The sequence below is a fragment of the Xanthobacter sp. SG618 genome, from assembly GCF_012932745.1.
Taxonomy (GTDB): domain Bacteria; phylum Pseudomonadota; class Alphaproteobacteria; order Rhizobiales; family Xanthobacteraceae; genus Xanthobacter; species Xanthobacter flavus.
In genome coordinates, this window is record NZ_JABBHL010000002.1 from 47,986 (window position 1) to 69,555 (window position 21,570).

Here is a 21,570-nt window from a genome sequence, read left to right on the forward strand (position 1 = left end):
GGCGCGCCCTTGGATCAGCCGCCCTTCTTCTCCGCCTCCATCCGCGCCTTGAGCGCGGCGAGGGCGGCGAAGGGGCTGTCGGGATCGGCCGGCTTCTCGCGGCGGCGTTCCTGATGGGCCGGACGATTGTCGGCGCGCTGCTCGGGACGGGGGCCGCGATGCTCGCGGTTGCCCTCGTTCTCGCGCGGCCCGCGGAACGGACGATCACCGCGCGGCGGGCGCGGCGCGCGCTCGCCCTCGGGCGCACCGGCCTCGGCGGGGGCATGCTCGGGACGGCGGTGGGGCGGACGGCCATCGCGACGCTCGCCGCGACCACCCCCCTTCTCGCCACCGCGCTCGCCACGCTCGCCGCCGGGACGATCGCCGAAGCGGCGGCCTTCGCCGGCCGGACGCTCGCGACGCGGCGCGCCGGGCGGACGGCCGGGACGCCACACCTCGATCATCTCGGGCTCGGCGGGAGCGGCATCGGCGGCAGCAGCCTCGGCAGCTTCGGCCAACACCTCGACGGCACCTTCGATGGCCTCGGGGCCACCGGGGGCAGCAGATGTCTCCACCTCGGCCGCGACTTCCGCCGCGGTGGGATCGCCGGACACCTCGACCGCCTCGGCGGCAGCCTCGGCCTCGGCCGCATCGGCAAGAACCACGTCGGCGGGCGCCTCGTCAGAGGGCGCCTCATCAGCAGCCACTTCGTCAGCGGGGGCCTCGTCCACCGATTCGGCCGGCGCATCGGCATCCTCGCCGACAGGCTCGGCCGCCGGCGCTTCCGCGGGGGCGTCGAACAGCAGGTCGGCCTCGATGGCGCCTTCCGGCAGCGGGGCGAGTTCCGCAGGGGCCGCTTCCGGCGCGGCGGCGGGGGCCTCGGCCTCCGGCGGCGGCGGGAGGCGGCGCTCCATGCGGTAGCCCAGCGACTTCAGGATGGAGGCGAAATCCTCCCCCGAGCAGCCGGCCAGCGAGGTCATGCCCACGGTGACAGTGAAGCCACGACCATCCACCGCCCCGGCCGGCTTGGGGCCGGGGGAGTTGGGCCGCCACGCCAGCGCCGGACGGATGAGGTCGGCAAGCCGCTCCAGAATGTCCACGCGCACCGCACGCTCGCCGCACACGCGGAAGCCGACGGCACGATAGAGCCCCTTCTGCACCTCGTGGTCCACCGGGATCGACGTGCGGCCGGAGGCGGCGAGGTGGGGCAGCTCGTCGAGGCCCTTCTGGGCGAGGCCGCCGTGCTTCAGCGCATAAAGCTCCGCCGCCAGCGCGCGCGGGGCGGGCTTCAGCAAAGCCGGCAGATAGATGTGATGGGCGCCGAAGCGCACGCCATGGCCGCGCAGCGTGGCGCGGGCGGCCTGGTCCAGCCCCTTCACCTCGTCGGCGACGCGGGCGCGCTCCAGCACGCCGAGACTCTCGACGATCTGGAAGGCGATGCCGCGGGCGATGCCGGTGATGTCCTCGGCGGTGCCGAGCTTCATCAGCGGGCCGAGTAGCTTCTCGATATGGGCGGCCACCCACAGGGTGAGGCGCGCCTCCACCTGGTCGCGGGCCGGGCCGGTGAGATGCTCGTCGGCGATGATCTTGAAGCGCGGCTTCAGCACCTCGTCGCCGGGGATGAGCTTGGCCACCGCCTCGCCCGTCCAGCGGATGGTGCCATCGAAGGTGAGGACGAAGGCTTCGTCCACCGCCTGCGACAGGCGCTGGGCGCGCTGCTCGATCTCGCCGGCCAGTGCCTGCTGGGCGGCGGCGCGCAATGCCTTGGCCTCCTCGCCCCCGGCCGCGGCTGCGGGGTCGGGTGCGAACTGGAAGCCGTGGAGGTGGCCGATGACGTGGCCTTCGACGGTAACGTCACCGGTCTTGCTGATTTCAGTTTCGAGCATCGTGTTCTCTCGCAGGCGCCGCATGAGCACGCTGGTCCGCCGATCCACGAAACGCTGGGCTAGCCTTTCGTGCAACGCATCCGACAGCTTGTCCTCGACCCCTCTCGTGACGCCTTGCCAGTGCTCCGGATCCCTGAGCCAGTCGGGCCGGTTCGCAACGAAGGTGAGGGTCCTCACCTGCGCAATCCGGTTCGACAACGTGTCGATGTCGCCTTCTGCGCGATCGGTCAAGGCGATTTGACGCGCGAACCAGTCATCGGGGATGCGGCCACCCCCTTTTATGTGCCCGAAAAGGGTTCCCACCAGCTCCGCATGGGCGCCCGGGGACACCTTGCGATAGTCCGGCACCTGGCAGGCATCCCACAGCCGTTCCACGTCGGCAGCGCCGTCGAGACGACCCGTCACCTCCATGTCCCGGCTCATGATTTCAAGCACCGCAACGTCATCGGCGGTGGGCGCGCGGGTCAGGCCCTCCTCCTTCGGCAGGCGCGAAAGGGAGGCGAGGAGCGCGGTGGGAGACTGGAAATCCGCGACGGCGTTGCGCCATTGCAACACCTTCGCAGTGTCGAACACATGTTCCTCCAGCCGCGAGACCAGTTCCTCCTCGAACGGTGGACAACGCCCCGTCGTGCCGAACGTGCCGTCCCGCGTCGCGCGCCCGGCGCGCCCGGCGATCTGCGCCATCTCGGAGGGATTGAGCTTGCGATACTGCCAACCGTCGAACTTCCGGTCCGAGGCGAAGGCCACATGGTCCACGTCGAGGTTGAGGCCCATGCCGATGGCGTCGGTGGCCACCAGATAGTCCACGTCGCCGGACTGGTAGAGCTCCACCTGGGCATTGCGGGTGCGTGGCGAGAGCGCGCCCATCACCACCGCCGCCCCGCCCCGCTGGCGGCGGATGAACTCGGCGATGGAATAGACCTCGTCCGCCGAGAAGGCGACGATGGCCGAGCGGCGCGGCAGGCGGGAAATCTTGCGCTCACCGGCGAAGGTGAGGGTGGAGAGGCGCGGGCGCACCACCACGTTCACGCCGGGAATGAGCTTTTCCACCAGCGGGCGCATGGTGGCCGAGCCGAGCAGCAGCGTCTCGTGCCGGCCGCGCCGGTTCAGGATGCGGTCGGTGAAGACATGGCCGCGGTCGAGGTCGGTGGCGAGCTGGATTTCGTCGATGGCGACGAAGGCCACGTCGAGATCGCGCGGCATGGCCTCCACGGTGGAGACCCAGTAGCGCGGGCCCGCCCCGTGGCGCCCTTTGGGCTTGATCTTCTCCTCGCCGGTGATGAGGGCGACGTTCTCCGCGCCCACACGGTCGACGATGCGCTGGTAGACCTCGCGCGCGAGCAGGCGCAGCGGCAGGCCGATGATGCCGCTCTCATGGCCGAGCATCCGCTCGATGGCGAGGTGGGTCTTGCCCGTATTGGTCGGGCCAAGAACCGCGCTCACCCCCCGCGCCCTCAGATTGCGCGGCAGCACGGCCCATCGGGTGACGTCGTCCATCGGCTCAGGCGCAATCCACTTAAAGGAGGTGTCCTGTATCATATCGGGACGGGAGGGCCATGGCGAAAGGGGGCCGGCGGACAATCGGCGAACGGGGCGAGACCGAATCACGTCGCGGCCGCGGTTCACGGGCCGTTCCCCTGCTGGGCGCCCGCGCCGCCGGCGCCACCTCCCAGACCCTTGACATCATGCGGCTTTTCCTTCCCATGGAGGTAGGGTGGCGCGGCAGCACGCGCCGGGGGGCGTGGAGGCGGACGGTGTTTCTGAAATGGGCTGAACTTTCCTCACCGGCACTCGCAGCGCTCGACAAGACCCGCATGGTCGCCGTCCTGCCCGTCGCCGCCGTGGAGCAGCATGGCCCCCATCTGCCGCTGGGCACCGACCTGTTCATCGCCGAGGGTTATGTGGAGCGCATCGCCTTCATGGTGCCGCGCGAGGTGGATGCGGTGTTCCTGCCGGTCCAGGCGGTGGGCAAGTCCGACGAGCACATCTCGTTCGCCGGCACGCTCACGCTTTCGCCCGCCACCGCCATCGCCGCCTGGGTGGATCTGGGCCGCAGCCTCGCCCGCGCCGGCGTGCGCCGCCTCGTGCTCATGAACACCCATGGCGGAAACGTGCCGGTGATCGACCTCGTGGCGCGCACGCTGCGGGTGGACCACAAGATGCTGGCCGTCACCTGCTCCATGCACCGCTTCGGCTACCCCGTGGGCCTGTTCTCCGACCACGAGCGGGCGCACGGCATCCATGGCGGGGAGATCGAGACCTCACTGATGCTGGCCTTCCGCCCCGAACTGGTGGACATGAGCCACGCCGGGCCGTTCCCGCCCTATTCCATCGCCATGGAGAGCGAGTTCCAGCGCCTGCGCGCCAACCACCCCGTCGGCTTCGGCTGGCTGGCGGAGGATCTCAGCCCCGACGGCGCCATGGGCGACGCCACCCACGCCACCGCGCTGAAGGGCGAGGCCGCCTTCGAATACGGCTCCCGCGCCTTCGTGGAGCTGCTGAAGGACGTGGCGGCGTTCGATCTGGCGCGGCTGGAGCCGCATGCGTGAGGGTGGGGGATGCGCGGAAACCATCCCTGAGACCCGCGTTTGCTTCTCCAGCCCACACAGACCGTCATGGCCGGGCTTGTCCCGGCCATCCACGTGGTTGGGCCGGGAGCCCCCTTCCAAGCCGGTGCACCAGCGGCTCGACGTGGATGCCCGGGACAAGCCCGGGCATGACGGCGAAAAAGGCGCGCCGACTGGCGACCTATCACTGAGCCGCCTTGATCAACTCCGGCAGCCGCGCGCGGTTGAGCGCCAGCCACTGCAAGGCGAGGATCAGCACGCCGTTGAGGCAGCGCCCCTCGGCGATCGCGGCGAGGGCCTCGTCCACTGGCAGCGCGAAGGGCTGCGTCATCTCCGTCTCCTCCCGCGACCCCGCCCGCTCCGGCAGGCGGGAGGCATCGAGGACGCCGAGAAAGATGAAGGCCAGCTCGTCCGTGATGCCGGGGCTGGGCGTGAAGGTCAGGATGGGGAGCAGCGCGCGGGGCGCGACGCCCGCCTCCTCCACGCATTCGCGCCGGGCCGCGTCCTCCAGCGCCTCGCCCGGCTCCACCATGCCGGCGACGATCTCCACCAGATCGCCCCGGTTGCTGGAAAGGTGCGCGGACAGGCGGAACTGGCGGATCAACACCACCAGGTCGCGCTCGGGATCGTAACCCAGCACGGCAATCACCTTCCCACCGCGCACGATGTCGCGCACCTGATGGTCGCTGGTGCCGTCCGCATGGTGCAGCACAAGGCGGTAGCGCTCATAGGGGCGGAAGCCCTTGGCCAGCAGCTCGGGGCCTTCCACGTCCACGCGCGCGGGGCGATCTTCCATCACCGTCACTGGCGCACCACGCCGTGGCCGGTGGCGTCGAGATTGAAGGCGGCCGCGAACAAGGCGCGGGTGTAATCCTCCCGGGGATGCTCGAACACGTCGTGCGCCGGCCCCTCCTCCACCATCTTGCCGTTGCGCATGACGAGGATGCGGCTCGCCAGCGCCGAGACCACGCGCAGATCGTGGGAAATGAACATGAAGGTGAGGTCGCGCTTCTTCTGCAGCGCCCGCAGCAGGTCGACGATCTGCGCCTGCACGATCATGTCGAGGGCGCTGGTGGGCTCGTCCAGCACCACGAAGGAGGGCTCCAGCGCCATGGCGCGGGCGATGGAGATGCGCTGGCGCTGGCCGCCGGAGAATTCGTGCGGATAGCGGTGCCGCGTCTCGGGATCGAGCCCCACGTCGGCGAGTGCTGCCACCACCCGCGCGTCCCGCTCGTCCGCCGAGAGCTGGCGCTGGTGGACCAGTAGCCCCTCCCCCACGATCTCCGCCACCGACATGCGCGGCGAGAGCGCGCCGAAGGGGTCCTGGAACACGATCTGGAGGTCCGAGCGCAGCGGCCGCATGGCCTTGAAGCTCAGGGCATCGATGGGCTTGCCGAGAAAGGCGATGGGCCCGGCGCTGGAGATGAGCCGCAGCAGCGCGAGTCCGAGCGTGGTCTTGCCCGAGCCCGATTCGCCCACCACGCCCAGCGTCTCGCCGCGGCGGATGGCGATGGACACCCCGTCCACCGCCTTCACATGCCCCACCGTCTTGCGCAGGATGCCGCGCTTGATGGGGAAATAGACCTTGAGGTCGTTCGCTTCCATCACGAGGGGGGCGTCGGGCGCGATGGGGGCCGGGTCGGGCTTGGGCTCGGCCTTTAGCAGCGCCTGCGTGTAGGGGTGGCGCGGATGCTGGAAGGTCTCCTCCGCCCCGCCCTGTTCCACGATCTCGCCCTTCTGCATCACGCACACCCGGTCGGCGATCTTGCGCACGATGCCGAGGTCATGGGTGATGAACAGCATGGCCATGCCGAGCCGCGCCTGAAGCTCCTTCAGCAGCTTCAGGATCTGCGCCTGCACGGTCACGTCCAGCGCCGTGGTGGGCTCGTCCGCGATGAGCAGGTCCGGCTCGTTGGCCAGCGCCATGGCGATCATCACGCGCTGGCGCTGGCCGCCGGACAATTGGTGCGGATAGGCGGAGAGCCGCTCCTCCGGCTGGGGGATGCCCACCTCGGCGAGCAGCTCCAGCGTGCGGGCGCGGGCGGCATGGCCGGACATGCCACGATGGAGGATCAGCATCTCCCCCACCTGCCGCTCGATGGTGTGGAGCGGGTTCAGCGAGCTCATGGGCTCCTGGAACACCATGGTGATGTTGTTGCCGCGGATGCCGCGCAATTCCCTCTCGGAGACGGTGAGGAGGTCGCGCCCCTTGAACAGGATCTCGCCCGAAGGGTGGCTCGCCGAGGGATAGGGCAGAAGCTTCAGCACCGACAGCGCCGTGACGGACTTGCCGGAGCCGGATTCGCCCACGAGGGCCAAAGTCTCGCCCTTGGCGAGCTCGAACGACACGGTCTTCACCGCCAGCGCCGGCGGCGCGCCATCGCCACGGCGGAAGGCGACGGAGAGGTCGCGGACGGAGAGGAGGGGTTCAGCGGTCATGGTTTCCCCCTCACCCGAACGTCTTGCGCGGATCGAAGGCGTCGCGCACCGCCTCGCCGACGAAGATGAGCAGGCTTAGCATCACCGCCACGGTGAAGAAGCCGGTGAGGCCGAGCCACGGCGCCTGGATGTTGTTCTTGCCCTGCGAGAGCAACTCGCCCAGCGAGGGTGAGCCGGGGGGCAGGCCGAAGCCGAGGAAGTCCAGCGCGGTCAGCGTCATCACCGAGGATGACAGGATGAAGGGCAGCATGGTCAGCGTCGCCACCATGGCGTTGGGCAGCATGTGCCGCGTCATTATGGTGAGGTTGCCGACCCCGAGCGCCCGCGCCGCCTGCACGTATTCGAAATTGCGCGCGCGCAGGAATTCGGCGCGCACCAGCCCCACCAGCGACACCCAGGAGAACAAAAGCAGGATGCCGAGCAGCACCCAGAAGCCGGGCACCAGCACCGAGGAGATGATGAGCAGGAGATAGAGCGAGGGGATGGCCGTCCAGATCTCGATGAAGCGCTGGAACAGCAAGTCCACCCAGCCGCCGAAATAGCCCTGCACCGCGCCCGCCCCCACGCCCACCACGGACGAGACGATGGTGAGCGCGAGGCCGAACAGCACGGAGATGCGGAAGCCGTAGATGAGGCGGGCCACCACGTCGCGGCCCTGGTCGTCCGTGCCGAGCCAGTTCATCTCCAGCCCGGCGCAGCCGGACACACCCTTCTTCTCCGCCGCCGCCTTGCACTGGGCCTCGGTGAGCATCCAGGTGGGCGGCGAGGGCGCGGGGGTGGGCAGGTCCAGATTGTGGGTGGAATAGGAGAAGCGGATGAAGGGCCACACCATCCAGCCGCCCTTCTCCGCGATCAGCTTCTGAAGGAAGGGGTCGCGATAGTCCGCGTCCGTCTCGAAGTCGCCGCCGAACGCGGTCTCCGGATAGGCGCGGAAAACGGGGAAGTAATAGCCGCCGTCATAGGAGACGAGAATGGGCTTGTCGTTGGCGATGAACTCGGCGCCCAGGCTGAGCACGAACAGCACCATGAACACCACGAACGACCAGTAGCCGCGCCCATTGCCGCGGAAATTCGCCAGCCGCCGCCGGTTGAGCGGCGAGAGGGCGAAGCGGCCCTTCGGCTTGCTCTCGCCCGGAGGCGGCAGCGGGCCATGGGCGGTGTCGCGGGCGGCGGGCACATCGGTGGGCGCGCCGGGCTGGAGCACGGGGACGGCATCCATGGCTCAGACCTCCCGCGTCTCGAAGTCGATCCGGGGATCGACCAGCATGTAGGTGAGGTCCGAGATGAGGCCGACGATGAGCCCCGCCAGCGAGAAGATATAGAGGGTGGCGAACACGACGGGATAATCGCGGTTGAGCACGCTCTCGAAGCCGAGCAGGCCGAGGCCGTCCAGCGAGAAGATGGTCTCGATCAGCAGCGAGCCGGAGAAGAAGGCGGCGATGAAGGCGCTGGGGAAGCCGGCGATGACGATCAGCATGGCATTCCTGAACACGTGGCCGTAGAGCACCCGGCTCTCGGACAGGCCCTTCATGCGCGCTGTGGTGACGTATTGCTTGCGGATCTCTTCCAGGAACGAGTTCTTGGTGAGCAGCGTCATGGTGGCGAAGGCGCCGAGCACCATGGAGGTGAGCGGCAGCACGAGGTGCCAGGCATAGTCGGCGATGCGCTCGGGCCAGCTCATCTGCCAGAAATTCTCGGAGGTGAGGCCGCGCAGCGGGAACAGATCGAGGAAGGAGCCGCCGGCGAACAGGATGATGAGCAGGATAGCGAACAGGAAGGACGGGATGGCATAGCCGACGATGATGACCGCCGAGGTCCACACATCGAAGCGCGAGCCGTCGCGCATGGCCTTGCCGATGCCGAGCGGGATGGAGATGAGATATGTGATGAGCGTCATCCACAGGCCGAGGGAGATGGAGACGGGCATCTTCTCGCCGATCAGCTCCAGCACCGAGATGTCGCGGAAATAGGACTTGCCGAAGTTGAAGGTGGCATAGTCCGTGATCATCTTCAGGAAGCGCTCGTGGGGTGGCTTGTCGAAGCCGAACTGCTTCTCCAGCTCCTTGATGAAGGCCGGGTCGAGGCCCTGGGCGCCGCGATACTTGGACGACATCTCCGCCGCCGCCCCCGCCTGCGCCGCCGCGCCCGCGCCGCTGAAATCGCTGCCGCCGCCGGAGACGCGGGAGGTGGCGGAGACGTCCTCGCCGGTCAGCTGCGCGATCACGCGCTCCACCGGTCCGCCGGGGGCGAACTGGATGACCACGAACGACACCAGCATGATGCCGAGAATGGTCGGCACCATGAGGGCGATGCGGCGGACGATGTAGGCGAGCATCAGGTTTCCCGTTGCGGCACGTCTGGTGAGGCTAGACCATTCTGGCGGGAAAAGGTTGCCGCTTCACATGAAGAATAATCCATCCGGCGCGCCCCCTCAGCCGCCACGGGCGGGCTCGGTTCCGGTGCTCCACCAGGTGTCGAGCACGCCCAGCTCGTAGCGCGGCTTGGTGGCCGGGTGGGCGAACTGGTTCCAGTAGGCGATGCGGTTCTGGCCCGAATACCACTGGGGAATCCAGTAGCGGCCGGCCCTGAGCACCCGGTCCAGCGCCCGGCAGGCGGTGACGAGAGCGGCCGCATCGGCGGCGGCCAGCGCATCGTTGATGAGGCCGTCCACCGCCGGGTCGGCGATACCCGCCACATTGTAGGAGCCGCGCGTGCGCGCCGCCTCGGTGGAGAAATAGGCGCGCAGTTCGTCCCCCGGATAGGGCGCGAAACTGTAGCGGCGCACCACGAGGTCAAAGTCGAAATTCTGCAGCCGCTGCTGGAACTGGGCCGGGTCCACGATGCGGAAGGAGGCCTCGATGCCCACCTTCTTCAGATGGCCGATGAAGCGGGCGGTGTGGCGCTCCATGCTGCCGTCGCTGTCGAGGAACTCCATGGTGAAGGCCTCGCCCTTGGCGTCCACGAGGCGGCCCTGCTGCACGGTGTAGCCCGCCTCCTTGAGGAGGTTGAGGGCGAGCCGGCGCAAATTGCGGTCCTCTCCGGAGCCATCGGACTGGGGCGGCACGTAGGGCTCGCCGAAGACTTCCTCCGGCAGGCGGTCGCGGAAGGGATCGAGCAGCTTCAGCTCCGCCGGCGAGGGCAGGCCCTGCGCCATCATCTCCGAATTCTGGAAGAAGGAGACGGTGCGGGTGTAGCTGTCATACATCAGGTTCTTGCGGGTCCAGTCGAAATCGAACAGGAGCCCGAGCGCCTCACGCACGCGGCGGTCGAAGAATTTCGGACGGCGGGTGTTGAAGAACCAGCCCTGCACGCCGGAGAAGCTCTCGTCCGGCAGCGTCTCCACCTTCACCCGGCCCTCGCGCACGGCGGGGAAATCGTAGCCGGTGGCCCATTCGCGCGCGGTGAACTCCTCGCGGAAGAGATAGGCCTTCGCCTTGAAGCCCTCGAGGCCGGCCACCCGGTCGCGGAAATATTCGTAGCGCACCTGATCGAAGTTGAAGCGACCCTTCATCACCGGCAAATCGCGGCCCCAATAGGTGGGCACGCGATTGTACTCGATATAGCGCCCCTGCTCGAAGCGGCCGATGCGGTACGGCCCCGAGCCCATGGGCACTTCCAGCGAGGACTGACCGAAGGGGTGCTTGGCCAGGAACGCCTTGGAGAAGATGGGCAGCCCCGCCACCGTCAGCGGCACGTCCCGCGCGCGGCCCGGCTTGAAGCGGAACACCACCTCATTCGGCCCGTCCGCCTCGAATGAGGTGACGTCGCGCAGCGCCATGCGGATGGTCTCGTAACCCTCCGCCTTGAACGCCTCGAAGGTCGCCACCACGTCCGCCGAGGTCAGCGGCGTGCCGTCGTGGAAGCGCGCCTCGCGCCTGAGCTTGAAGCGGTAGGTGAGCCCCTCGTCCGCGATGACCACGGAGGAGGCGAGCCGGCCGTACATGGCGCTCTTCTCGTCGCCGGCGGCGGTCATCAGGGTATCGTAGATCAGCTCGATGCCCTGCGCGCCGTTGCCCCGCTGGTTGTAGGGGTTCAGCGTGTCGAAGGTGGTGAGCGACTGGTTATAGTAAGTGGCCCGGCCAAGCTGGGAGAAGGGGCCGCCCTTGGGCGCGTCCGGGTTCACATAGTCGAAGTGGGTGAAGTTCGCCGGATATCTCAGGTCGCCGAAGAAGGAGATGCCGTGCCGCTCCACCGCGGCGGCGGACGTGCCCCCCTCCCCTGCCGCGGACTCTGCCGCCGACGGCGGGGCCGCGCCTTGCGCCCGGGCCAGAGCGGGCACGAGGAGCGCGCAGGAGGACGCCAGCAGCGTGCGGCGGGTGAGGCTCATTTGCCCGCTCCTGCGCCGGTCTTCGACGCCTTGACCGGATCAAACCACCAGATGTCGGGGAAGGCGAAGGAATAGGTGGGCAGCTGCGCCGGGTGGGCGAAGCGGTCCCAGCGCGCCGTGCGGGTATAGTTCAGCCCCCAGGCGGGGATGACGTATTCGTTCCACAGGAGCACGCGGTCGAGCGCATGGGTGGCGGCGACGAGGTCGGCGCGATCGGAGGCGTAGATCACCTTCTCGATCAGCGCGTCCACCGCCGGGTCCTTGATGCCCGCGAGGTTGCGCGAGCCGTCCCGGTCGGCGGCCTCCGAGCCCCAGAATTCGCGCTGCTCGTTGCCCGGCGACAGCGACTGTCCCCAGCCGGAGACGATGATGTCGTAATCGCGCGAGCGCACGCGGTTGATGTATTGCGAGGTGTCCACCATGCGGATGCTCACCTCGATGCCGAGACGTTCCAGCGCCGGGCGATAGAACACCGCCACGCGCTCCATGGCGGGGCTGGAGAGCAGGAACTCGATGGTGAAGGGCTCGCCCTTGGCGTTCACCAGCTTGCGGTTCTTCACCTCGTAGCCGGCCTCCTTGAACAGCCGCGCCGCCTCGCGCAGGTTCGCCCGCCGCGCCTCTTCCGATCCGCTTTCGGGATTGGTGTAGGCGGTGGTGAACACCTGCGGCGGCACCTTGTCCTTCACGCTGTTGAGGATCTCCAACTCGCGGCCTTGCGGCAGGCCGGAGGAGGCAAGCTCGGTGCCGGAGAAGAAGGAGTTGGTGCGCTTGTACTGGCCGAAGAACAGGGTGTGGTTCATGCCCTCGAAATCGAGCGCATAGTTCAGCGCGCGGCGCACGCGCGGGTCCTTGAACTTGTCGCGGCGCAGGTTGGGAATGAAGGCCTGCATCACGCCGGATGACCGGTTCTCGAACATCTCCAGTACCACGCGGCCATCGGCGCGGGCGGGGAAATCATAGGCGGTCGCCCAGTTCTTGGCCGAGGATTCCACGCGGAAATCATACTGGTCGGCCTTGAAGGCTTCGAGCATCACCGTGTCGTCGCGGAAATACTCGTAGCGCATCTCGTCGAAATTATCCTTTCCGACGTTCACGTTGAGGTCCTTCGCCCAATAGTCCTTCACCCGCTCATAGGTGATGGAGCGGCCGGCGATGAAGCTCTTGACGCGATAGGCCCCCGATCCCAGCGGCACTTCCAGCGAGCCCTGCGCGATGTCGCGAGGCTTGCCGTTGGCGTCCGTGCCGGTCCACCAGTGCTTGGGCAGGATGGTGAGCTGGCCGACGATCTGCGGCAGCTCGCGGTTTCCGGCCTGGTCGAAGGTGAAGGTCACGTCCCGGTCGCCGGTCTTCTCGGCCTTGGTGACGTGGCTGTAATAGAAGCGCTGGTTGGGGTTGTTCTTGGTCAGCGCCTCGAAGGAGAACACCACGTCCTCGGGGGTGATCGGCTTGCCGTCATGCCAGCACGCATCCGCCCGGATGCGGTAGGTGACGGAGGAGAAGTCCGCCGGGTAGCTTACCCCCTCGGCGATCAGCCCGTACTCGCTCGCCACCTCGTCGGATGCGGGAACCATGAGCGTGTCGTAGATCAAATTGATGCCGGCCACGGGCGTGCCGCGCGGCACCACGAAATTGAAGCTGTCGAACGTGCCATCCTCGGCGAGGCGCAGCAGGCCGCCCTTGGGGGCGTTGGGATTCACATATTTGAAATGGGGAAAGCCGGCCGGATAGGCCGGCTCGCCCATCAGCGACAGGCCGTGCTTGAAAACCGGCGTGGCGGGTGTGGTCGCGGAGGCGGGAGCGGCCGGGTCCGGCGCCGGTTTCGCCTCCTCCGCGCTGCGGCCGGGCGCCGCGAAGGCAAGGCTCAGCGCGGCGGCGAGGGCAAAGCGGCGGGCGAGGGACGCAAGCATCGGCAACTCCGGTTGGATCGCGCTTCGATCCGGGAATAGCCGATTATGGCACCCGCCGCGACGGCAGAAACATGGCAGCGACAGGCGGGGGCTGGCAGGCGCGGGGGCGTGGCGACCTGCACACCGCCGCTGGGGAAGCCTTGAGGACAGCTGGATATCGGCTCCTTGGGGCGCTCCCCATGCGGAAGGCTTCCCGCCCGAGCGAAAGCACCGGGGATGACAATGGCGTGAAATGGCGGGCCTCCCCCCGCCGAGGTCACCGCCAAGTCCATCCCGAACAAGCCGTCATGGCCGGGCTCGTCCCGGCCATCCACGTGGCCCGGCCGGGAACACCTTCCGAGCGCCGTCCCATCGGCCCGACGAGGACGCCCGGCACAAGGCCGGGCATGACAGCGGCAAATCAGGACGCGATCTCGTCGTAAAGGTCGCGCCATTCAGGGTTCATCTCCAGCACGAGGCCGACCTTCCAGGCGCGCGGCCAATGCTTCATCGTCTTCTCGCGCTGGATGGCCCGCGCAATCTCGTCGTGGCGCTCGAAATAGATCAGCTGAGTCAGGCGGTGACGCTTGGTGAAGCCGTCGACATCCCCCTCACGATGCTCGAAAATGCGACGGACCAGATCGTTCGTCACGCCGACATAAAGCGTGCCGTTCGGACGGTTGGTGAGGATGTAAACCCAGCCCCCGCGCATGGGCAGAACTTGGATCGGACCTTAAGCTTCGGCAAGCCCGTACTGGCCTTACCGCCGTCTTGGCCGGGCGACGGCGCGATAGCGGACGGGAGCGCGCCGGATGGACCATGCGGGGGGGACGCCTGTCGGCCGTTCCTCTGACCCAGTCCCCTCACCGCCGTCATGGCCGGGCTCGTCCCGGCCATCCACGTGGATCGGCCGGGAACACCGTCCGGACACCGTCCCATCGGCCCGACGTGGATGCCCGGGACAAGCCCGGGCATGACGGTGCGAGGGGGCACAGACCGCCCCAAACGAAAAAGCCCTCCCCCGCGCAGCGGGAGAGGGCTTTCAATCGTCCAGAGCGGTTCAGGCCGGAGGCAACGCCCGGCGCTGAGCCCTCCCGATCAGATCACTTGTGCCCGGCGGGCGCCGCGGCGGGGGCGGCGGCCGGCGCAGCAGCCGGAGCGGCGGCGGCGGTCGGCAGTGGCTTGGGATCGTGCGAGAGCGAGTTGAGATAGGCGATCAGGTCCGCGCGCTCGGCTTCCTTGCCGATGCCGGCGAAGGCCATGGCGGTGCCGGGCACGGCGGCCTTGGGATTGGTGAGGAAGGTGTTGAGCGCCAGCGCGGTCCAGTCGCCGCCCTTGGCCTTCATGGCCGCGGAATAGGCGAAGCCGGCGGCGGAAGCCACCGGACGGCCCACGATGCCGTAGAGGTCGGGGCCGACCTTGGCGCCGGCGCCTTCCTGGAAGTTGTGGCAGGCAGCGCACTTCTTGGCCGCGGCCTGGCCCTTCTCGATGGAGGCGGTGGCGAACAGCTGCTCGATCGGCACCTCGGCCGCCGCCTTGGGCGCGCCGGCAGCGGCTGCGCCTTCCTGCACGGCGATCTCGAAGCCGGGCTTGGCCGGCGCCTCGGGGGTGAACAGGATTTCGGACACGATCCCGAGGCCGAGGGTCAGCGTGAGCGTGCCCAGAACAGCACCCGCGATCTTGTTCAATTCAAAACTGTCCATCGGCGCTACGCCCCTCGGAGGTCCTGTGTCCCACCGGGCGCTGCACCGAAACGGCGCGCTGCCCGGCCCCAAGCATGTCGATGAATGGCGCGCGGGGGAGCCCCACGAACCGTCGGCGACACTAAGCACTTTGAACCGGTCGAAGCAACCCGTATAAGGCGCGCCCCAATGCCACTCCCCGCGTCTGTCCCGGCGCGGCCTTCCGGACCCCGCCCCATGCCGGCCGACACCCCTTCCCCCGCCCCAGCCCCCGCAGGGCATCAGGCCGGGCGCGTGCTCGTGCTCATCCCCGCCCGCATGGCCGCGACGCGCCTGCCGGGCAAGCCGCTTGCCGACGTGGGCGGCCGCCCCATGATCGTCGAGGTGGCGCGGCGCGCGGTCGCAGCCGGCATCGGCCGGGTGGCGGTGGCCACCGACGCCCCCGAGATCGCCGCCGCCGTCACCGCCGCCGGCCTCGAGGCGGTGATGACGCGCTCAGACCACCCCTCCGGCTCGGATCGCATTTTCGAGGCGCTCACCACCCTCGACCCGGCGGGCAAGGTGGAGATCGTGGTCAATGTGCAGGGCGATCTGCCGACGATTCTACCGAACACCATCCGAACGGCACTGATTCCCCTACTGGAAACCTCGGCTGACATCGCGACATTGGCCGCCGAAATCACCCTGGCCGAGGAGCGTACCGACCCCAACGTGGTCAAGGTGGTGGGCTCGCCACTGGCGCCGGGGCTGCTGCGCGCGCTCTATTTCACCCGCGCCACCGCCCCCTTCGGAGAGGGGCCATTATACCACCATATCGGCCTCTACGCCTATCGCCGGGCGGCTCTGGAACGCTTCGTCTCCCTGCCTCCGTCGCCCCTGGAGAAGCGGGAGAAACTTGAGCAACTGCGGGCACTTGAGGCCGGTATGCGGATCGACGTGGCGGTGGTTGACGCGGTGCCGCTGGGGGTCGATACCCCGTCCCATCTGGAAAGGGCACGGGCCCTTCTCGCGCAGGAAAAATGAGCATGCCGATGACTCGACGCATCACCTTCCAGGGCGAGCCCGGCGCCAATTCCCACATCGCCTGCCGCGAGGTCTTCCCCGACTTCGAAGCCGTCCCCTGCCCCACCTTCGAGGACGCGTTCGCCGCCGTGGAGAACGGGGCCGCGGCTTACGCCATGATTCCCATAGAGAATTCGGTGGCGGGCCGGGTCGCGGATATCCATCATCTGATGCCGCAGTCGAGCCTTTCCATCGTCGGCGAGTACTTCCTGCCGCTCTCCCACCAGCTCATGGCGGTGAAGGGCGCAAGCCTCTCCACGCTGAAGACCGTGCAGAGCCACGTGATGGCGCTGGGCCAGTGCCGCAAGGCCATCCGCACCCTGTCGCTGACGCCGATTATCGGTGCAGATACAGCAGGTTCCGCCCGCGAGATCGCCGAGGCGAACGACCTGTCCCGGGCCGCCATCGCCTCCCGCCTGGCGGCGGACATCTACGGCCTCGAAATCCTCGCCGAGAACATCGAGGACGAGGCCCACAACACCACCCGCTTCATCATCCTGACCCGCGGCGCCGACTGGGCTCCGGCAGGGCGCGGGCCGGTCATCACCACCTTCGTCTTCCGCGTCCGCAACGTGCCGGCGGCGCTCTACAAGGCCATGGGGGGTTTCGCCACGAACGGGGTGAACATGACCAAGCTGGAGTCCTACCAGCTCGACGGCCAGTTCACCGCCACCCAATTCTATGCTGACGTGGAAGGCCATCCCGACGACCGGTCCGTGAAGCTGGCGCTGGAGGAATTGGCCTTCTTCTCCAGGGAGATGCGCATCCTGGGCGTCTATCCCGCGCACCCCTACCGGGCGCGGTTCGGAGACTCAGATCCGTCGATCTGAGCAGGCCGCTGGCGTTTGAGCTCAGTGGTCGAACCGCACCATGATGCGGGCGCGGCCGCCGGTGCGGCCGAAGCTCACGTGGTCGGACAGATGGGTGAGCATGTAGGCGGCGAAGGAGGCCTGCTCCTGGGCGTCGCCCAAAAGCGCTTCCGGTGACGGTCGCTCCTTCGGCGCCTCCATGACGATGCCGTCATAGACGACCGAGACATCGAGGTGGCTCTCGTCGAACCGCGCACGCAGCTCGATGGGGCCTTCGGCGATGCCGCTGTCGGCCACCAGCTCCAGCGCCTGGGCGACCGTTGGGATGGCCGCGGCGATCACGTCGCGCCGGGCGCCCCAGTTATCGCCCTGATTTTCAAGGAAATCCCGGACGAACGGGAAAGCGTGCGCCCCCTCCGGCACTTCCTCTACCGCCTCCTGCGCGATGCCGATGCGGAACAGGAGGTTGAGCATGATGGCGCTCAGCGCCCCCACCGTCAGCGGCGTCGAAAACAAGGGCTGCAACATCAGCGGCAATTGGCGGGTGATGGGGAGCAGCGCCACGGAGAGGCCCGCCAGCACCGAGAGCCCGACCACGAACACCCGCCGCTCGCTGAGGCGGCGGGAGGTCACGAGGTCCATGCCCGCCACCACCAGATAGGCGGAGGTGTAGAGCAGAATTCCGCCGATGACCGGCGAGGGGATAAGGGTGAGCGCCACGATCGCCTTGGGCACGAAGGCGATGGCGAAGATCATGATGCCGGCGGTGAAGCCGATGACGCGGGCCGTGGACTGGGTGGCGAAGGCGAGGCCCACCGAGGAGGACGAGAGCCCCGACTGGAAGCCGGAGGTAAGCCCGTTCAGGATGTTGCCGATGCCGCAGGCCGTCACCGCCCGTTGCGCCGCCGGCATGTGGGCGCGGCGCCAGTCGGCATCGTTCATCTTTTCCAGCGATACGGTGACGGAGAGCACGTCCACGAGGTTCATCACCACCAGCAGCGCCATCAGCGGGAACAGCGCCGGGGCGAACTGGAAGGACGGCAGGGTCAGGGTCGGCAAGGCGAGGAGCGGCGCCGCGGCAATGGCGTCCGGCGCTTCGGGACGTCCGGCCCCCAGCGAGAGCGCGACGATCCAGCCAATGCTCGCCCCCGCGAACACCGCAAACAGCTTCAGTCGCCGCGGCGCGAACACGGTGATGGCGACGATGATGCCCACGGTCGCGAGGCTGGAGAGAACGGCATTCTCCTCCACCATGGGGCCATGGTCGAGCCCGAGCGCCCGCCTGAGCGCCGGGCTCGCAAGCGAGACGCCGAGCATGCTCACCGCGACGCCGCACACTTCCGGTGGCAGCAGCACGCGGAGGGGCCGCACCAGCCGGGCGATGAACAGTTGCGCGATGCCGACGAGGAGCGTCGTCGTCGCCATAAGCCCCAGCCCGCCCAGCGCCAGCGCCTGCACCGCCAGCGGGATCGCTCCGGGCGCGGGGATGTGCACGGCGAGATAGCCGGAGCCGAAGCGGGTTCGCATGCACTGGATGATGGTCGCGACCCCGATGCTCATGGCGCAGGCCGAAACCATCGCGGAGATCTGGTCGGCGGGCAGCTTCGCCTCGGTGGCGGCGAGCACGGGGTAGATCAGGAAGGTCACGGCCAGCATGGCGTGCTGGGCGGCGAGCGGGATCAGCGCCGCGGGCGGCACCTTATCGTCGAGGCCGTAGACGAGGGAGGGCGGTCGGCGACCGGTCCGCGTGCCACGGCGGGAATCAGGGAAAAAGCGGTCGAGCAGATGCGTCAGACGGGCAAGGCGCGCCGGGCGTGGAGCACCTTCGGGCGCCGCCGGTTCAAGCATGCCCGCCCTCGATGAAATTGCGGATCAGGTGGTGCGCGATGGCGATGGGCGGCGGCACGAACAGCCCGTCGGGATGGGCGCGGGTGAGCATCAGCGTCACCTCATCCCGGCCGAACCAGCGGGCATCCTCCAGCTCGTTCCGGTCGATGACCAGTTCCTCGCTCGTCGCCTCGGCGATGCAGCCGATCATCAGCGACATGGGGAAGGGCCACGGCTGGCTCGCCAGATAGCGCACCTTGCCGGTCCGGACCCCGGCTTCTTCGAGCGTTTCGCGGCGCACCGCGTCCTCGATGGTCTCGCCCGGCTCCACGAAGCCGGCCAGCGTCGACCACATGCCCGGCGCGAAATGCGGCTGGCGGCCGAGCAGGCAGCGATCGCCGCGGGCGGTGAGCATGATGACGACGGGATCGGTGCGCGGAAAGTGCTGGGCCCCGCAGGAGGGGCAATCCCGCCGCCAGCCGGCGTCCACGATGCGCGAGGCGGCACCGCAATTGGCGCAGAAGCCGTGCCGCGTATGCCAGGCGCGCAGTGCCTTGCCGCAGGCCACAGGCCCGAGGTGTTGCGGCGCGATCAGGCCGCTGACGGCAATGGTGCGCAGGTCCGTAACCGTGAGCCCCTCGCCCTCCAGCGTCTCCCGCAGGCCGGGATCGAACCCCATGGCGAAGCGCGGCGCACCGTCGCCTTCGATGCCGAGGAACAGTGCCTCTCCGCGCCCGCGAGCCTCAGCTTCCGCCCTCTCGAAGAGGGGATCGAACACCGGGCCGGCGCCCTTCAGCGCGACCAGTTCTCCCCCCAGCAGGTAGAAGCGAGCCGAAGGATGATCGAGCAGATCGGCGGCGCTGGCACGCAGGTGGCAGGCGCGGTCAAGCGGGCTGTCCACATAACCGAGGGTCGGCCAGGCGCCGAGATCGGGGCGGGAAATGAAGGACATGGACCAGGCGACCCCGGCAGGCGGCAGGCTGAGAATTGTCGGCGACCGTCGCACGCAGCCGGAGCCGAGGCAAGGCTATCCCACCGGCAAGTCTGGGCTGTGCACATCGAGCCGTCCGCGCAGGGCCTCAAGGCGGGATTGGCGCTCCAGATCGCTCAGCGGCTCGCGGGTGCCGGTGCCGAAAACCACGCCCGGCCAGGCCGCGTCGCCGGGATTGCGGGCGATGATGTGTAGGTGGAGTTGTGGTACCATGTTGCCCAGTGCCGCGATGTTCAGCTTGGCGCAGGCCGTGATGTCTTTCACCGCCCGCGAGACGAGGGCGATCTCCTCCATCAGCCTCAGGCGGTCTTCGGTATCGAGGTCGAAAACCTCGGACATGCCCGCCCGGCGAGGCGTCAGGGAGACCCAGAAGAAGCGCCGGTCCTCCACCAGCCGCACATGACATAACGGCAGGTCCCCCACGGCCGGGCCGTCCGCGGCGAGGCGGGGGTCGAGCGTGAAGGCGTCTTCGGTCATGGGCGGGGCTCCGGTGGGACAGACGGTTGATGCCTCCGCCCTCCCCGCGCCGCAAGCGGGTTTTCCGGCTTTGCGCAGAGCGGTTGCCCCGGCCCGCCGTTGCCGCTATGGAGGCGCCCCAACAGCTGCGCGACCTTCGAGAACCCCGCGCGCAAGGACTTAAGGGATGTTCCGCTCGGCCACCTCCGCACCCCAGGCATCGCGTGCCCGGCTCAGCCGGCGAAAATGATGCGGAGCTGAAGCCGGCCGCCGCAAGCGGCGCCGCACGCGTGCAACCCCAAGGATATCAGGCGAAGAAAGGCACGAGCGATGGCTCGGCTTGTCATGAAGTTCGGCGGCACATCGGTCGCCAATATCGAGCGCATCCGCAACGTGGCGCGCCACGTCAAGCGCGAGGTGGAGGCCGGCCACAAGGTGGCCGTCGTGGTCTCCGCCATGTCCGGCAAGACCAACGAACTGGTCGCCTGGTGCAAGGATGCCTCCTCGCTCTACGACGCGCGCGAATATGACGCGGTGGTCGCCTCCGGCGAGCAGGTGACCAGTGGTCTGCTGGCCATCACCCTGCAGGAAATGGGCATTTCCGCCCGGTCCTGGCAGGGGTGGCAGATCCCCATCTCCACCGACGATGCCCACGGCTCCGCCCGCATCATGGACATCGACGCCGACCGTCTGGCCACCTCCATCGAGGGCGGCGAGGTGGCGGTGATCGCCGGCTTCCAGGGCATGCACCTGCCCACAGGGCGGATCACGACGCTCGGCCGCGGCGGCTCGGACACCTCGGCGGTGGCGGTGGCCGCGGCGCTGAAGGCCGAGCGGTGCGACATCTATACCGACGTGGACGGCGTCTATACGACCGACCCGCGCGTGGTGCCCAAGGCCCGCCGCCTCGACCGCATCGCCTTCGAGGAGATGCTGGAAATGGCCTCGCTCGGCGCCAAGGTGCTGCAGGTGCGCTCGGTGGAGCTCGCCATGGTGCATAATGTGCGCACCTTCGTGCGCTCGAGCCTTGTGGACCCCGACGCGCCGGAGATGCGCGAGGTCGAGAAGGCGGGAACGCTCATCTGCGACGAGGAGGAAATCGTGGCAAGCCAGATGGAATCGCAGGTGGTCACGGGCATCGCCTTCTCCAAGGACGAAGCCCAGGTCTCCATCCGCCGCGTCGCCGACAAGCCCGGCATCGCCGCCGCCGTGTTCGGCCCGCTGGCGGACGCGCACATCAATGTGGACATGATCGTCCAGAACGTGTCGGCGGACGGCTATACCGACATCACCTTCACCGTCCCCACGGCCGATTTCGAGCGCGCCAAGGCGGTGATCGAGCGGGCCCGCGACTCCATCGCCTTCCAGGCGATCGAAGGCGCCGGGGACGTCACCAAAGTGTCGGTCATCGGTATCGGCATGCGCTCCCACGCCGGCGTCGCCGCCAAGGCGTTCGAGGCGCTCGCGGGCCGTGGTATCAACATCCGCGCCATCACCACGTCGGAGATCAAGATCTCCTTCCTGATAGATGCGGCCTATACCGAACTTGCGGTCCGGACTCTCCATTCGCTATACGGGCTGGACAGCTGAGGGCGGAACCGTTGACGGTAGCCCTGCGGGGGCGCGCCATCCGTTGGATAGCCTCGCGGGGTTACTGAA

16 protein-coding genes are annotated in these 21,570 nt (G+C 68.4%); 4 read left to right on the forward strand and 12 right to left on the reverse strand.

The genetic code is table 11. From position 1 onward, the window contains the following. Positions 1-14 precede the first annotated feature (14 nt). A complete protein-coding gene (locus FHT36_RS05685) occupies positions 15-3,362 on the reverse strand; it encodes a helicase-related protein (protein ID WP_210257600.1) in 3,348 nt (1,115 codons plus the stop codon). Between the two features lie 188 nt (positions 3,363-3,550). On the opposite strand from FHT36_RS05685, the gene FHT36_RS05690 reads away from it, so the two are divergent. Beyond that, positions 3,551-4,414, forward strand: coding sequence for a creatininase family protein (locus FHT36_RS05690; protein WP_407077059.1), 864 nt, complete (start codon positions 3,551-3,553; stop codon positions 4,412-4,414). Positions 4,415-4,616: 202 nt separating this feature from the next. Here the strand turns inward: FHT36_RS05690 and FHT36_RS05695 are convergent, their stop codons facing one another. From FHT36_RS05695 to FHT36_RS05730, 8 genes are all read right to left on the reverse strand, one after another. Next, the gene (locus tag FHT36_RS05695) at positions 4,617-5,228 is read right to left on the reverse strand and encodes an NUDIX domain-containing protein (RefSeq protein WP_169121569.1); all 612 of its coding nucleotides are present in this window, start codon (positions 5,226-5,228) and stop codon (positions 4,617-4,619) included. Between the two features lie 5 nt (positions 5,229-5,233). Beyond that, positions 5,234-6,871, reverse strand: coding sequence for an ABC transporter ATP-binding protein (locus FHT36_RS05700; protein WP_169121570.1), 1,638 nt, complete (start codon positions 6,869-6,871; stop codon positions 5,234-5,236). Positions 6,872-6,881: 10 nt separating this feature from the next. Then, positions 6,882-8,090 carry an ABC transporter permease gene (locus FHT36_RS05705; protein WP_246702061.1) on the reverse strand — a complete coding sequence of 403 codons (1,209 nt, stop codon included), beginning with the start codon at positions 8,088-8,090 and terminating at the stop codon, positions 6,882-6,884. 3 nt (positions 8,091-8,093) lie between these two features. Then, the gene (locus tag FHT36_RS05710) at positions 8,094-9,206 is read right to left on the reverse strand and encodes a microcin C ABC transporter permease YejB (protein ID WP_024277367.1); all 1,113 of its coding nucleotides are present in this window, start codon (positions 9,204-9,206) and stop codon (positions 8,094-8,096) included. Positions 9,207-9,302: 96 nt separating this feature from the next. Further along, positions 9,303-11,198 (reverse strand): extracellular solute-binding protein, encoded by a 1,896-nt coding sequence (locus tag FHT36_RS05715; protein ID WP_169121571.1) that lies wholly within the window; start codon positions 11,196-11,198, stop codon positions 9,303-9,305. After that, positions 11,195-13,105: an extracellular solute-binding protein gene (locus FHT36_RS05720; protein ID WP_169121572.1), complete on the reverse strand. Its 1,911-nt coding sequence runs from the start codon at positions 13,103-13,105 to the stop codon at positions 11,195-11,197. Before FHT36_RS05720 ends, FHT36_RS05715 begins: the two co-directional genes overlap by 4 nt. A gap of 400 nt (positions 13,106-13,505) precedes the next feature. After that, positions 13,506-13,796, reverse strand: coding sequence for a GIY-YIG nuclease family protein (locus tag FHT36_RS05725; protein WP_169121573.1), 291 nt, complete (start codon positions 13,794-13,796; stop codon positions 13,506-13,508). 391 nt (positions 13,797-14,187) lie between these two features. Then, positions 14,188-14,787 (reverse strand): cytochrome c family protein, encoded by a 600-nt coding sequence (locus tag FHT36_RS05730; protein ID WP_169121574.1) that lies wholly within the window; start codon positions 14,785-14,787, stop codon positions 14,188-14,190. A gap of 216 nt (positions 14,788-15,003) precedes the next feature. Between FHT36_RS05730 and FHT36_RS05735 the strand changes: the two genes are divergently transcribed. Then, positions 15,004-15,789 (forward strand): 3-deoxy-manno-octulosonate cytidylyltransferase, encoded by a 786-nt coding sequence (locus FHT36_RS05735; RefSeq protein ID WP_169121575.1) that lies wholly within the window; start codon positions 15,004-15,006, stop codon positions 15,787-15,789. 2 nt (positions 15,790-15,791) lie between these two features. Beyond that, positions 15,792-16,658, forward strand: a complete 867-nt coding sequence (locus FHT36_RS05740; protein ID WP_169121576.1) for a prephenate dehydratase — start codon at positions 15,792-15,794, stop codon at positions 16,656-16,658. A gap of 21 nt (positions 16,659-16,679) precedes the next feature. On the opposite strand, the gene FHT36_RS05745 is transcribed toward FHT36_RS05740, so the two are convergent. The 3 genes from FHT36_RS05745 to FHT36_RS05755 form a co-directional block, all read right to left on the reverse strand. Continuing rightward, positions 16,680-18,485, reverse strand: coding sequence for a solute carrier family 23 protein (locus FHT36_RS05745; protein ID WP_169121577.1), 1,806 nt, complete (start codon positions 18,483-18,485; stop codon positions 16,680-16,682). Then, positions 18,478-19,416 (reverse strand): NAD(+) diphosphatase, encoded by a 939-nt coding sequence (gene nudC / locus FHT36_RS05750; RefSeq protein WP_169121578.1) that lies wholly within the window; start codon positions 19,414-19,416, stop codon positions 18,478-18,480. Before nudC ends, FHT36_RS05745 begins: the two co-directional genes overlap by 8 nt. Before the next feature lie 75 nt (positions 19,417-19,491). After that, positions 19,492-19,932 carry an HIT family protein gene (locus FHT36_RS05755; protein WP_169121579.1) on the reverse strand — a complete coding sequence of 147 codons (441 nt, stop codon included), beginning with the start codon at positions 19,930-19,932 and terminating at the stop codon, positions 19,492-19,494. 309 nt (positions 19,933-20,241) lie between these two features. On the opposite strand from FHT36_RS05755, the gene FHT36_RS05760 reads away from it, so the two are divergent. After that, positions 20,242-21,501, forward strand: coding sequence for an aspartate kinase (locus FHT36_RS05760; protein WP_169121580.1), 1,260 nt, complete (start codon positions 20,242-20,244; stop codon positions 21,499-21,501). Positions 21,502-21,570 lie beyond the last annotated feature (69 nt).